At 63.3% G+C, this 12,549-nt stretch carries 12 protein-coding genes; 3 read left to right on the forward strand and 9 right to left on the reverse strand.

Going from position 1 to position 12,549, the window contains the following annotated elements; genetic code table 11:
• The first annotated feature begins 30 nt into the window (after positions 1 to 30).
• Positions 31 to 969 (forward strand): S66 peptidase family protein, encoded by a 939-nt coding sequence (locus PM2_RS12840; RefSeq protein WP_016712181.1) that lies wholly within the window; start codon positions 31 to 33, stop codon positions 967 to 969.
• 33 nt (positions 970 to 1,002) lie between these two features.
• On the opposite strand, the gene PM2_RS12845 is transcribed toward PM2_RS12840, so the two are convergent.
• The 5 genes from PM2_RS12845 to leuS all read right to left on the reverse strand — a co-directional run bounded on the left by PM2_RS12845 (position 1,003) and on the right by leuS (position 7,024).
• Positions 1,003 to 2,319, reverse strand: a complete 1,317-nt coding sequence (locus tag PM2_RS12845) for a lytic murein transglycosylase (protein WP_028698511.1) — start codon at positions 2,317 to 2,319, stop codon at positions 1,003 to 1,005.
• A 60-nt stretch (positions 2,320 to 2,379) separates the two neighbouring features.
• Complete coding sequence (gene arfA / locus PM2_RS12850) at positions 2,380 to 2,544, reverse strand: alternative ribosome rescue factor ArfA (RefSeq protein ID WP_016712179.1); 165 nt, start codon at positions 2,542 to 2,544, stop codon at positions 2,380 to 2,382.
• 130 nt (positions 2,545 to 2,674) lie between these two features.
• Positions 2,675 to 3,712 carry a DNA polymerase III subunit delta gene (holA, locus tag PM2_RS12855; RefSeq protein ID WP_028698512.1) on the reverse strand — a complete coding sequence of 346 codons (1,038 nt, stop codon included), beginning with the start codon at positions 3,710 to 3,712 and terminating at the stop codon, positions 2,675 to 2,677.
• 38 nt (positions 3,713 to 3,750) lie between these two features.
• Positions 3,751 to 4,356, reverse strand: a complete 606-nt coding sequence (locus PM2_RS12860; RefSeq protein ID WP_016712177.1) for an LPS-assembly lipoprotein LptE — start codon at positions 4,354 to 4,356, stop codon at positions 3,751 to 3,753.
• 61 nt (positions 4,357 to 4,417) lie between these two features.
• Positions 4,418 to 7,024 carry a leucine--tRNA ligase gene (gene leuS / locus PM2_RS12865; protein ID WP_016712176.1) on the reverse strand — a complete coding sequence of 869 codons (2,607 nt, stop codon included), beginning with the start codon at positions 7,022 to 7,024 and terminating at the stop codon, positions 4,418 to 4,420.
• A gap of 229 nt (positions 7,025 to 7,253) precedes the next feature.
• Between leuS and PM2_RS12870 the strand changes: the two genes are divergently transcribed.
• The gene (locus PM2_RS12870; RefSeq protein ID WP_016712175.1) at positions 7,254 to 7,568 is read left to right on the forward strand and encodes a hypothetical protein; all 315 of its coding nucleotides are present in this window, start codon (positions 7,254 to 7,256) and stop codon (positions 7,566 to 7,568) included.
• A 135-nt stretch (positions 7,569 to 7,703) separates the two neighbouring features.
• Complete coding sequence (locus PM2_RS12875; RefSeq protein ID WP_016712174.1) at positions 7,704 to 8,465, forward strand: YdcF family protein; 762 nt, start codon at positions 7,704 to 7,706, stop codon at positions 8,463 to 8,465.
• A gap of 64 nt (positions 8,466 to 8,529) precedes the next feature.
• Here the strand turns inward: PM2_RS12875 and lnt are convergent, their stop codons facing one another.
• Genes lnt through PM2_RS12895 form a run of 4 tightly spaced genes read right to left on the reverse strand, consistent with a single transcriptional unit; the run spans position 8,530 to position 12,385 of the window.
• Complete coding sequence (lnt, locus tag PM2_RS12880; protein WP_028698513.1) at positions 8,530 to 10,047, reverse strand: apolipoprotein N-acyltransferase; 1,518 nt, start codon at positions 10,045 to 10,047, stop codon at positions 8,530 to 8,532.
• An 8-nt stretch (positions 10,048 to 10,055) separates the two neighbouring features.
• Positions 10,056 to 10,895: a CorC family transporter gene (locus tag PM2_RS12885; protein WP_016712172.1), complete on the reverse strand. Its 840-nt coding sequence runs from the start codon at positions 10,893 to 10,895 to the stop codon at positions 10,056 to 10,058.
• A 25-nt stretch (positions 10,896 to 10,920) separates the two neighbouring features.
• Positions 10,921 to 11,394, reverse strand: coding sequence for an rRNA maturation RNase YbeY (ybeY, locus tag PM2_RS12890; protein WP_016712171.1), 474 nt, complete (start codon positions 11,392 to 11,394; stop codon positions 10,921 to 10,923).
• Positions 11,387 to 12,385, reverse strand: a complete 999-nt coding sequence (locus PM2_RS12895; protein WP_016712170.1) for a PhoH family protein — start codon at positions 12,383 to 12,385, stop codon at positions 11,387 to 11,389. The genes ybeY and PM2_RS12895 overlap by 8 nt, the downstream gene beginning before the upstream one ends.
• Between the last annotated feature and the right edge of the window lie 164 nt (positions 12,386 to 12,549).

Below are 12,549 nucleotides of genomic sequence, written 5' to 3' on the forward strand. Positions count from 1 at the left end.
TTTGTGTACCAAGCGCTGCAAGGAGCCGCAATGAACTGCGCCGAAACCTTACTACCGAGCCTGCCAGCCGCGTTGCCGGCTAACGCCTGCTTTGCCATTGTCGCCCCGGCAGGCGCGGCGCGGCTGGATACGCACAAGGTCAGCCAGTGGTTTGCCGACCGTGGCTACAGCTGCCGCCTGTACCCCGCTGTTAACCAGGCCCAGGGCTACCTGGCAGGCTCCGACCAGCAGCGCTTGCAAGACTTGCACGATGCCTTTGCCGATCCGGCCATCGACGCCATCCTGTGCATGCGCGGTGGTTACGGCAGTATGCGCCTGCTCGACCGGCTGGATTTTGACCTGATTCGGCGCAACCCCAAGCCGTTGATCGGCTACAGCGACATTACCGCACTGCACACGGCGATCTATCGGCATAGCGGGCTGGTTACCTTCCATGGTGGGATGCTCAATGCCGACCTTTTGGGGGCGAAGTTGCCTCCAACTGAGTCGTCGTTGCTGGCGCAGCTGGCAGGGCATGTGCGGGCAGGCGAGCAGATCGTGCACCCGACGGACTATCCCTTGAGCAGTGTATTGGCGGGTGTGGCCAGTGGTCCGCTGCTGGGCGGCAACCTGTCGATGCTGGGTGCGACCATGGGGACGCTGGCCGAACTGGATACGCAGGGGTGCATTCTGTTTATCGAGGACGTCAACGAGCCGTTGTACCGGGTGGACCGGCTGCTGACCCAGTTGCGTCTGGCGGGCAAGCTGGAAGGGGTTAAGGGCGTGCTGGTTGGGGATTTTGCCGGGATTACCACGGCGGCGCTTGCACCGTTGCTGGAGGAAACCTTTGCGCCTCTGGGGATACCGGTGCTGGCGGGGTGGCGCAGTGGGCATTGTGACCCGAATGTGTGCTTGCCGTTGGGGGCGCGGGTGAGGCTGGACAGTGATCGGCAGCGTCTGGTGTTGGAGCAGGATCTGTTCAAGGCTTGAGATTGCCGGGGCTGCAAAGCAGCCCCAGAAATTTCATTGGCCACGCAGGCTCTCAAGCAGCTTGTGGGTCGGATACCCATCCGCCGGCCACCCCAGCCCCTGCTGGGCATTGCGAATGGCCTTGCGGGTATTGGCGCCGATAATGCCATCAGCATTCCCGGCCTCATGCCCGTTGCTGTTCAGCAGGTTCTGCAATTCCATACGCTCGCTGCGGCTCAGCGGCAGGTCTTCCTTCGGCCAGCTGCCGGCAATGAAGCCCCAGCCGCTGAAGCGATCCCCCAGCAAGCTCACCGCCAGCGCGTAGGACGACGAGTTGTTGTACTTGAGGATGGCGCGGAAGTTGTCCAGCACCAGGAACGCCGGCCCACGCGCACCCGCCGGCAGCAGCAGGGCGGCAGACAACTGGTTGCTGTTGGCCGGCAGTTGCGTGCCTGCAGGCAGTTTCACGCCCATCGCCAGCCATTCGCTCACCGGTTTGCGCAGCACGCCATCGGCTTGCCAGAAATCGAAACCAGCCGGCACCTGTACCTCGAAGCCCCACGGTTGGCCACGTTTCCAGCCCGAGCTCTGCAGGTAGTGCGCGGTCGAAGCCAGGGCATCCGGTGTGCTGTTCCAGATGTCGCGGCGGCCATCGCCGTCGAAGTCCACGGCATGGGTGTTGTAGGTGGTCGGGATGAACTGGGTCTGGCCCATGGCGCCGGCCCACGAGCCGCGCATGGCTTCAGGCTGGATATCACCATGCTGGATGATTTGCAGCGCAGCGATCAGCTGGTCCTGGGCGAACTGTGGGCGGCGGCCTTCGTAGGCCAGGGTGGCCAGTGAGCGGATCACCGACTTGTTGCCCTGGAATTGACCGAAGTTGCTTTCCATGCCCCACACCGCGACCAGCACCTGGCGGTCCACGCCATAGCGTTGTTCGATACGTGTCAGCAGCTCGGCATTCTGCTCCAGCAGCTTCTTGCCATTGCGCACGCGCAGGGGCGACAGGGCGCCTTCGAGGTATTCCCACACCGGGCGGGTGAACTCCGGCTGGCTGCGGTCGGCCTTGATCACGTCCATGTCAGGGGTGACGCCGAGGAACGCGCGGTCGAAGGTGCTGGGTGAAATCCCGGCTTGCAAGGCCTGTTGGCGGAAGCCGGCCTGCCACTGGGCGAAGGTTTGCAGAGGCTGGATTTCAGTGCTGACGTCAGGCGTCGCGCCGGGCACGGTTACCACGGGAGCGGGTTGCGCAGGGGCCAGCGGCAGTGCGTCGGCGGCGGTGGGTTTTTCCGCGCAGGCCACAAGCAGGATGAAGCTGGAGGCCGCGATCAGCTGGCGGGTTTCCCAACGGGGGAGAAGACGGAAGAGCATGCACAGATCCAGAATTGCAGGTCAGGTGACGACCATACCATGCCTGCGCTTGCGATGCTTTCATGCAGCCAAAAAGTAGGAAGCCTCCCAATCTCTCGATTGGAAGGCTTCGCGGCGGTAGCTGCCTTTGCCCTTGGCCGGTTGTTCCTGGCGGCAGCGGAACAGCGGTTGGGCGATGATGGACTTGGCCTTGTTGGGGCCGTGCTTTTTCGGCTTTTTGCTCATAGTGCAGGTTCCCGGTGGGTGGTTTTGGGACGCACTGTAGGGCTTGGGGCGGGGGCGGGCCAATTGATTGTGTTTATGGTCGATCGCAGTCCTGTGGGAGCGGGCATGCCCGCTCCCACAGCGACCCCAGTTATTCCGGAGGTAGCGCCAGACGCTGGCCAGCCATCAGCAGCGACAGCCGCGCCAAACCCGTCCAAGGAGAGCCCTCGGCCTGCCCCTTGATCTGCGCGTCGATACGCTGGGCATCCTGCAGCAACTGCGCCCAGCGTTGCGCCGACAAGCGCTGCAGGGCTTTGCTGACCAACGGTCGGCGTTTGTCCCAGATCGGCGGGCGGGCCTGGCTGAAGGCCTTGTCCAGCGGTACACCCTGGCTGAACTGTTGGGCTAGCCCAGCCAGCTGGCGCAGCTCACGGGCCAGGGCCCAGAGGATGACCGGTGGTTCTACACCCTCACCACGCAATCCTTCGAGCATGCGCAGGGCATGCGCGGCTTCGCCATTGAGAATGGCGTCCACCAGGCCGAAGACATCGAAGCGGGCGCTATCAGCAACAGCGGCCTGCACGGTTTCCACGGTGATCTGGTTGCCGTCGGCCAGCAGCTTGAGCTTTTCGATTTCCTGCGCCGCTGCCAGCAAGTTGCCTTCCACGCGCGCGGCAATCAGGTCGATAGCGTCACGCTGTGCCGACAGGCCGGCCTGTTGCAGGCGCTGGTTGATCCACTGCGGCAGCTGGTGCACGTCCACCGGCCAGATCTGGATGAACTGGCAATGCGCGCCTTCGATCAACGCCTTGCCCCACTTGGTCTTTTGCGCACTACCGTCGAGCTTGGGCAGGCTGACCAGCAGCAGGGTGTCTTCGGCGGGGTTGGCGCAGTATTCCATCAGCGCCGCGGCGCCTTTGTCACCAGGTTTGCCCGAAGGCAGGCGCAGCTCCAGCAGGCGGCGTTGTGCGAACAGGGAAAGGCTGGCGCCAGCCTGGAGCAGGGTGCCCCAGTCGAAGTTGGCGTCGGCACTGAACACCTGGCGCTCGTCGAAACCTTGTTGACGCGCGGCATTACGAATGGCGTCTGCGGCTTCCTGGCATAGCAACGGGTCGTCACCGCTGACCACGTAGACCGGTGCCAAGGTACCTTGCAGGTGCTTGTTGAGTTGGGCGGGGGCGAGTTTCATGGGAAACAGGGGGGCACCCGAAGGTGCCCCACACGGGCTTAGTTGCCCGGTACTTCCAGCGGCGACTGCTGAGGCGTTTCGGCCTGCTGACGGCGGGCAGCTTCCAGCGCGGCGGCTTCGGCCTGGGCGCGTTCGTCGGCTTTGCGCTGCAGCTCGTCCAGTTGGGACGGGCTCAGCATCTGCAGGCGCACGACCATGGCGTTGACCAGATCGCGGCGCATTTCTTCACGGGCGCGGTTGGCTTCCTGCTCGGAACCGGTGATGTTCGAGCCGTCACGCAGGTAGATTTTGCGCACTTCCAGCTTGTCGCTCATCAGCTCCAGGTTGTTCAGGCCCTGAATGCTGTAGTTCAACACCGTGGTCAGCTCGTACTCGGCGGTACGGTTACCACTGTTGTAGGTGGCCGCGCGCTCGCGCTCCTGTTCGTTGGTCAGTACCAGGCGATACGGTGCGCCAGCATGTACGTTGACGCCGCTACGCTCCAGTACTTCACGCAGCTGGACCACGGTCGGGCCATAGGCGTTGCGCGCGCTGACGTCCATTTCCTTCACGCTCAGCTCGGTAGAGCCGGTGCCGCGCAGCTGGAAACCGCAGGCGCTGAGCATGACCGCCAGGCCGATTACCAGCAAATTGCGTTTGATCATGTTGTTGCTCCCTTGTGGGCCAGTTACGCCCGCCCGCAGTGACTGCGAGCGAGCGCTGCCATCAGTTGGCGACGATGTTGACCAGCTTGCCCGGTACCACGATGACCTTGCGGATGGTCAGGCCATCGATGAAGCGCAGGACGTTCTCGTTGCTGCGGGCAGCGGCTTCGACTTCTTCGCGGCTGGCAGCAGCCGGCATTTCGACCTGGCCACGCAGCTTGCCGTTGACCTGCACCACCAGGGTGATGGTGTCCTGCACCAGGGCTGCTTCGTCGACAGCTGGCCAGCCAGCGTCGATCACGGCCTGCTGGTGGCCCAGTTGCTGCCACAGCTCGTGGGAAATGTGCGGGGTGATCGGTGCCAGCAACAGGGTGACGGCTTCAAGGCCTTCCTGCAGCAGGGCGCGGTCCTGTTCGCTGGCCTGCGGGGCCTTTTCCAGCACGTTCATCACGGTCATCACCTGGGCGATGGCGGTGTTGAACTTGTGGAACTGGCCCACGTCGTTGCTGGCCTGCTTGATGGCTGCGTGGATGGCGCGGCGGATGACCTTCTGCGCGTCGTCCAGTGCTGTGACATCCAGTTTGCCCGGCAGGCCCTGGCTGACGTGAGCCTGAGCCAGGCGCCAGACGCGGCGCAGGAAGCGGCTGGCACCTTCGACGCCGGAGTCGGACCATTCCAGGCTCATGTCGGGCGGCGAGGCGAACATCATGAACAGGCGGCAGGTGTCGGCACCGTAGGCTTCGATCATCGACTGCGGGTCGACGCCGTTGTTCTTCGATTTCGACATCTTCTCGGTGCCGCCGATTTCCACCGGCAGGCCGTCGGTCTTCAGGCGAGCACCAATAATCTTGGCCTTGGCATCGCGCTCGATTTCGACATCGGCCGGGTTGAACCAGTCCTTGCCGCCGTTGCTGGCCACGCGGTAGTAGGTTTCGGCGACGACCATGCCCTGGGTCAGCAGGTTCTTGAACGGCTCGTTCGAAGTAACCAGGCCTTCGTCACGCATCAGCTTGTGGAAGAAGCGCGCGTACAGCAGGTGCAGGATCGCGTGCTCGATACCGCCGATGTACTGGTCGACCGGCAGCCAGTGGTTGGCGGCTTTCGGGTCTACCAGGCCCTTGTCGTAGTTCGGCGAAGCGTAGCGGGCGAAGTACCAGGACGACTCGACGAAGGTGTCCATGGTGTCGGTTTCGCGCTTGGCCGCAGTGCCGCATTTCGGGCAGGTGCACTCATAGAATTCCGGCATGCGCGCCAGCGGCGAGCCGGCGCCATCCGGCACCACGTTCTCGGGCAGGGTGACCGGCAGCTGGTCTTCCGGCACCGGCACGTCGCCGCAGGACGGGCAGTGGATGATCGGGATCGGGCAGCCCCAGTAGCGCTGGCGGCTGATACCCCAGTCACGCAGGCGGAACTGGGTACGCGACTTGCCCAGTTCCTTGCGGATCAGAGCGGCTTCGATGGCATCGAAGGCGCCGGCGAAGTCCAGGCCGTCGAACTCGGCGGAGTTGATCAGCTGGCCGTGCTCGCCATAGGCGGCCTGCCACTCGCTGCCCACTTCATCGCCCGCGCTGGTGCGCACCACGGCCTTGATCGGCAGGTTGTACTTGTGGGCGAACTCGAAGTCGCGCTCGTCGTGGGCCGGCACGGCCATCACGGCGCCATCGCCGTAGTGCATCAGCACGTAGTTGGCGACCCATACCGGCAGCTTCTCGCCGGTCAGCGGGTGCTCTACCAGCAGGGAAGTGGCCATGCCTTTCTTCTCCTGGGTGGCCATGTCGGCCTCGGCAACGCTGCCGCTCTTGCACTCGTCGATGAACGCCTGCAGCGCCGGGTTGCCCTGAGCCGCCTGGGTGGCCAGCGGGTGCTCGGCGGCGACGGCGACGTAGGTGGCGCCCATCAGCGTGTCGGGACGGGTGGTGAAGACCTTCAGGGTGCCTTCGTGGCCGATGGTGGCCTGGTCGTACGGGAACTGTACTTCCATGCCGCGCGACTTGCCGATCCAGTTGCGCTGCATGGTCTTGACCTGCTCAGGCCAGCCCGGCAGCTCGTCGAGGCTTTCCAGCAGCTCGTCGGCGTAGTCGGTGATGCGGAAGTAGTACATCGGGATTTCGCGCTTTTCGATCAGCGCGCCCGAACGCCAGCCACGGCCGTCGATGACCTGCTCGTTGGCCAGTACGGTCTGGTCTGCCGGGTCCCAGTTCACGGTACCGTTCTTGCGGTAGATGATGCCTTTCTCGAACAGGCGGGTGAACAGCCACTGCTCCCAACGGTAGTAGTCGGGTTTGCAGGTGGTGACTTCACGTGCCCAGTCGATGGCCAGACCCAGGCTCTTGAGCTGGGTCTTCATGTAGTCGATGTTTTCGTATGTCCACTTGGCCGGGGCGACGTTGTTTTTCATCGCCGCGTTTTCCGCGGGCATGCCGAATGCGTCCCAGCCCATCGGCTGCAGGACGTTCTTGCCCAGCATGCGCTGGTAACGGGCAATCACGTCGCCGATGGTGTAGTTGCGAACGTGGCCCATGTGTAGCTTGCCGCTCGGGTACGGGAACATCGATAGGCAATAGTAGGTGTCTTTGCCTGGCTGTTCGGTAACAGCGAACGATTGTTGCTCGTCCCAGAACTTCTGGGCGGCGGCTTCGATATCACGGGGCGTGTATTGTTCGTGCATGGCTACTTTTGGCTGAGAGAGAAGAGACCTTGTTCCAGGCAGCGGAACCTCGCTGCGTCCGGCACTCCGGTGTCGTTTAGAGTGAACGCCGTAGCATACAGCAGCGCTGCGCATCGTGGGAAACCTTCGTTGCGAATGGCCGCTGGTCGCAGCACCCGGCTGCTTTTCATGGCGCCGCTAAGCTCAGATGTGGGGGGAGATATTCTTTATCTTCAATTGAGGTGAACGGATGGGAGAGACGCAGCTACCCGCAATGAAACCGGAGCTTTACGAGCGCCTGATCGACCGGCTTGGCCTGGCACTGGAAGTGGCAAGGACCTCGGTACGATTGCGCGACGAGATGCCAGCCGAGCTGGAGTTGCGTGGCCTGAGCCACGCAGAGTTCGAAGTGATCAAGGCTTACCTGGAATCCCTCCCGGAGCGCCACAATGCCTCTGTCGGCAGTTACCCGCAAGCGGAGCCGACATCGGCCAAGATCCTCTGGCTCAAGGACAAGAAACGCCCCGCCAATCCGGCGAGATCCAGGACGCTGCCACATCGCTAGCCGTTCAGGACGCCAGGCGCGGGCTATCGCGCGCCGGTTCTTCACTATCACACAACTCACGATCGGCGCCGGCCGCACCCTTGTTGACCGGCGCCGATCCTTCTAGGCTGCACGCCTGCCAAGGAGGTGTGGCCGATGCCGATCCGATTCTTCATCAAACAATGGCTGATGCCGCCGGGCATCCTGTTTCTGCTGCTGCTTGCGGCGTGGTGGCTGCGTGCTCGACGGCCACGGTTGGCGGCGTTGTGCTTTGCCATGGGGCTTGGTGGCCTGTGGCTGATGAGTTTGCCGCTGGTGGTGCAGGAAACCGCGCATAGGCTGGAAAGCGAGCCTCCCTTGGCCGTAAACGACTGGACCGCGCTTGCGCGGCGGGCGGATGCCATTGTGGTGCTGGGCGCAGGGCGTGAGCGCGGCGATCCGGCCTGGGGCGGTAGCGACCAGCCCACGGCCACGGCTTTGGAGCGCATGCGTTTTGCTGCGCAGTTGGCCAAGGCGTCAGGCCTTCCGGTGCTGACCAGTGGTGGGTTGCACTATGGCACGCCGCCGAGCGAAGCGCGGTTGATGGCGGATCGCCTTCACGAAGACTTTGCTGTTGACGTGAAGTGGCGTGAAGAGGCCAGCCGCACGACCTGGGAAAATGCCCAGTTCACGGCCAAGGTGCTGCAGCCGTTGGGGATTCGTCGTGTGGTGGTGGTGACCCAGGCCTGGCACATGCAGCGCTCGCGCTGGAGCTTTGAGCAGGCGGGGTTCGAGGTGGTGCCGGCGCCGGTGGGGTTCCTGGGGCAGGATCATGCGCGGCCGTTTGGCGGGTTGCTGCCGGAGAGCCGGGCGATGTGGCAGAGCGGGCAGTTGTTTAATGAGGTGGTGGGGTTGGTGGGGTATCGGATTTTCTATTGAGCCTTGCACTGCCTGTACCGGCCTCTTTGCGGGCTTGCCCGCGAAGAGGCCGGTACAGGATAACTCAAACGGTTTTGGCGATGCGGCCTGCCAGCAATGCCCAGCCCAGCAGCAATGCACAGACAATCGCCAACGGCCACGAACGCCATTGCAGGTAAGGCGTCAGTTGCTGCATCGGCACCACCTCGCCATACAGCACCGCCTGCTGGAACTGCGGAATCTGCGTGGTAATACGGCCAAACGGGTCGATCAGCGCGGTCACGCCGTTGTTGGTGGCGCGGATCATCCAGCGTCCGGCTTCAAGCGCGCGCATCTGCGCCATCTGCAGGTGCTGCAACGGGCCGATCGAGGTGCCGAACCAGGTGTCATTGCTGATGGTCAGCAGCAGGTCGCTGCGTGCCGCCAGGCCAGCAGCAAACTCGGGGTAGACCACTTCGTAGCAGATGTAAGGCGCAATCTGATAACCCTTGGCCTGCAGCAGTGGCTGGTCTTCCGGCCCGCGGGCGAAGTCCGACATGGGCAGGTTGAAGAACTCGATGGCGCCACGCAGCATGTCCTGCAACGGGACGTACTCGCCAAACGGCACCAGCTTCTGCTTGAGGTAGGTGCCGTCACCTTCACCGGTCACGGTGATGCCGTTGTAGTAGCGGCGCTGATGGTGCACCACTTCCCGCACGGGCACGCCGGTGATCAGCGCCGAATGCCGCTCGGCAGCAAAACGGCCCATCACGTCGATGTAGCCTTGGGCCTGGTCCTTGAGCACCGGCACCGCCGTTTCTGGCCACACCAGCAAATCCACGGGCTTTGAGCTGAAACTCAAGTCACGGTACAGGGCCAGTTGCGCGTCGATGTGCGCAGGGTCCCATTTCAGGTCTTGCTCGACGTTGCCCTGAATGGCCGCCACTTTCAACGGGTCACCTACCGGTTTGGTCCAGGCGTGGCCCTTGAGCGCCAGGCCCAGTGCCCATGGGGCCAACAACAGCAGGCAGCCCACGGCCAGGAACGAGGGGCGGGCACGCAGGCGGTGCAGGTTGCACAGCAGGGCAGCAGTGAGCGCCAGCGTGAAGGAAATCAGCCACACGCCGCCCAGCGGCGCCAGGCCGGCCAACGGGCCGTCCAGCTGGCTGTAGCCGGCGTAAAGCCAGGGGAAACCGGTCAGGAACCAGCCGCGAAAGGCCTCTTGCAGCAGCCACAGCGCCGCGAAGCACAGGGCATCGGCCAGCGGCGCTTCGTTGCGCCGTAGCCAGCGTGCCCACAGCCAGGTGGGCAAGGCAAAGAACCAGGCCAGCGCGGCGAAGAACGCCAGCAGCAGCAGAATCGCCAGCAGCGGCGAGGCGCCGCCGTAGGTGTTCATGCTGACGTAAATCCACCAGGTGCCGGCGCCATACAGGCCAAAACCGAACCACCAGCCACGCCACATGGCCTGGCGCGGGCTGAGCTCGCGCAGGCCAAGGTAGAGCATGGCGATGGACAACACGGCCAGCGGCCAGATGTCGAATGGCGCCAGGGCCAGGAGTGTGGAGGCACCGGCCGCCAGGGCCAGCAGGTTACCGGGCCAGCCGGGGCGGGTGATCCAACGCATGTTTGTCCTTAACGGGTGATCGGGGTCAGGCGCAGCAAGTGTATCCGCCGGCTGTCGGCGTTGAGAATACGGAACTTGTAAGACCCGATCTCGGTAGTTTCGTTGCGCTTGGGCAGGTGGCCGAAGGCGCTCATCACCAGGCCGCCGACCGTGTCGAACTCGTCATCGGAGAACTCGCTGTCGAAGAACTCGTTGAAGTTGTCGATCGGGGTAAGCGCCTTCACCAGGAAGTCACCGCTGGGCAGCGGTTTGATGTAGCTGTCTTCCTCGACGTCGTGCTCGTCCTCGATGTCGCCAACGATCTGCTCCAGCACGTCCTCGATGGTCACCAGGCCCGCCACACCGCCATATTCGTCGATGACGATGGCCATGTGGTTATGGTTGGCACGGAACTCGCGCAGCAACACGTTCAGGCGCTTGGACTCGGGCACGAAGGTGGCCGGACGCAGCAGATCCTTGATGTTGAAGCTGTCGCCGTTTTCCTTGAGGATCAGCGGCAGCAGGTCTTTGGCGAGCAGGATCCCGAGTACGTCGTCATGGCTTTCGCCGATTACCGGGTAGCGCGAGTGCGCGGCGTCGATCACCGCCGGCAGGAATTCGCGCGGCGACTGGCTGGCCTTGATGCTGATCATCTGCGAACGCGGGACCATGATGTCGCGAACCTGCAGGTCGGCGACCTGGATGGCGCCTTCGACGATGGTCAGTGCTTCGCTGTCCAGCAGCTTGTTCTGGTGGGCTTCGCGCAGCAGCTCAAGCAGCTCCTGGCGGTTTTTCGGCTCATGGGCAAAAGCCTGGGTCAGTTTACCCAGCCAGGACTTCTGCCCGTTGCTCGATCGATCTTCGCTCATGGCGGTTCTCGTGATCCTTCGTGTATCAGTGTGTGATTGAGTCGGTTTCATCTTCGGCATACGGGTCGGGGTGACCCAGTTCTGCCAGCAATTCCCGTTCCAGGCCTTCCATTTCCTCGGCTTCCTCATCCTCGATGTGGTCGTAACCGAGCAGGTGCAGGCAACCATGGATGACCAGGTGTGCCCAGTGCGCTTCGAGCGACTTGCCCTGTTCGGCCGCTTCACGCTCGACCACCGCCACGCAGATGACCAGGTCGCCCAGCAGCGGGATATCGAGCAGGTCGTCAGGCACGTCGGCCGGGAACGACAGCACGTTGGTCGCGTAGTCCTTGTGCCGGTAGGTGTGGTTCAGCTCGCGGCCTTCGGCTTCGTCGACCAGGCGAATGGTCATTTCCGAGTCGGCACTGCGCTGGCGCAGGGCCAGTTCGCACCAGCGGCGGAAGGCGGCGTCATCCGGGGCGGCAGCGTCCGTGGCCCGTTGAATATCAAGTTCAAGCATCTTTGCCGGGCGCCTCGGGCTTGGCCTGGCGGGCTTCGAAGCGGTCGTAGGCTTCGACAATGCGCTGCACCAGTGGGTGACGAACCACATCTTTGGGTTGGAAGTGGGTAAAGCTGATACCCGGAACGTCTTTCAGCACCTCGATGACGTGCGCCAGGCCCGACTTGGTGCCACGCGGCAGGTCGACCTGGGTGATGTCGCCGGTGATCACCGCCGTGGAGCCGAAGCCGATGCGGGTGAGGAACATCTTCATCTGTTCCAGCGTGGTGTTCTGGCTTTCGTCGAGGATGATGAAGCTGTTGTTCAGGGTGCGGCCACGCATGTAGGCCAGCGGGGCGATCTCGATCACCTGGCGCTCGATCAGCTTGGCCACGTGTTCGAAGCCGAGCATTTCGTACAGGGCGTCGTACAGCGGGCGCAGGTACGGGTCGATCTTCTGCGCCAGGTCGCCGGGCAGGAAGCCGAGTTTTTCGCCCGCCTCGACCGCCGGGCGTACCAGCAGGATACGGCGTACCTGTTCACGCTCAAGCGCGTCCACGGCGCAGGCCACGGCCAGGTAGGTCTTGCCGGTACCGGCCGGGCCGATGCCGAAGTTGATGTCGTTGGCCAGGATTTCCTTCACGTAGCGCTGCTGGTTGAGCCCGCGCGGGCGAATGTTGCCCTTGCGCGTACGCAGCGACACGCTGACCTCGTTGACGGCCGGGTTGTCGATGTTCTCGACGGCCGACTCCTGCAGGTACAGGTGTACGGTTTCCGGCGACAGGTCGGTGGCCTTGGTCTCGCGGTAGAGACGGCGCAGCAGCTGTTCGGCAGCGGAAGTGGTCTTGGGTTCGCCGATCAGTTCGAACTGATTGCCGCGGTTGCGGATTTCGATGGCCAGGCGCTGTTCGATCAGGCGCAGGTGCTCGTCGAACTGGCCGCACAGGTTGGCGAAACGGTGGGCCTCGAAGGGTTCGAGGATGAAACGATGGGGTTCTATGGGTGCGTTCAAGGTCGTTTTTAGCCGCTCGACGGCAATGGATGTGAACTCAAGAATAACCCTTGAATGGCAGTGGCGAAAGCACTGAAACGTTCAACGGTATGTAGGGCCGTTACAGCCGACACAGATCAGCAAACCTGTCTGCTATGATGCCCGCCTTTTCTTACGCATGTGTT

Origin of the sequence: Pseudomonas monteilii NBRC 103158 = DSM 14164 (assembly GCF_000730605.1) — a bacterium.
Lineage (GTDB): Bacteria > Pseudomonadota > Gammaproteobacteria > Pseudomonadales > Pseudomonadaceae > Aquipseudomonas > Aquipseudomonas monteilii.

Coding starts and splice junctions, on each gene's coding strand:
- PM2_RS12845 (WP_028698511.1), bottom strand. CDS start 2,319: ATGCTCTTCCGTCTTCTCCCCCGTTGGGAAACCCGCCAGCTGATCGCG.
- lnt (WP_028698513.1), bottom strand. CDS start 10,047: ATGCGTTGGATCACCCGCCCCGGCTGGCCCGGTAACCTGCTGGCCCTG.
- PM2_RS12875 (WP_016712174.1), top strand. CDS start 7,704: ATGCCGATCCGATTCTTCATCAAACAATGGCTGATGCCGCCGGGCATC.
- arfA (WP_016712179.1), bottom strand. CDS start 2,544: ATGAGCAAAAAGCCGAAAAAGCACGGCCCCAACAAGGCCAAGTCCATC.
- PM2_RS12860 (WP_016712177.1), bottom strand. CDS start 4,356: ATGATCAAACGCAATTTGCTGGTAATCGGCCTGGCGGTCATGCTCAGC.
- PM2_RS12870 (WP_016712175.1), top strand. CDS start 7,254: ATGGGAGAGACGCAGCTACCCGCAATGAAACCGGAGCTTTACGAGCGC.
- PM2_RS12840 (WP_016712181.1), top strand. CDS start 31: ATGAACTGCGCCGAAACCTTACTACCGAGCCTGCCAGCCGCGTTGCCG.
- holA (WP_028698512.1), bottom strand. CDS start 3,712: ATGAAACTCGCCCCCGCCCAACTCAACAAGCACCTGCAAGGTACCTTG.
- ybeY (WP_016712171.1), bottom strand. CDS start 11,394: ATGCTTGAACTTGATATTCAACGGGCCACGGACGCTGCCGCCCCGGAT.
- leuS (WP_016712176.1), bottom strand. CDS start 7,024: ATGCACGAACAATACACGCCCCGTGATATCGAAGCCGCCGCCCAGAAG.
- PM2_RS12885 (WP_016712172.1), bottom strand. CDS start 10,895: ATGAGCGAAGATCGATCGAGCAACGGGCAGAAGTCCTGGCTGGGTAAA.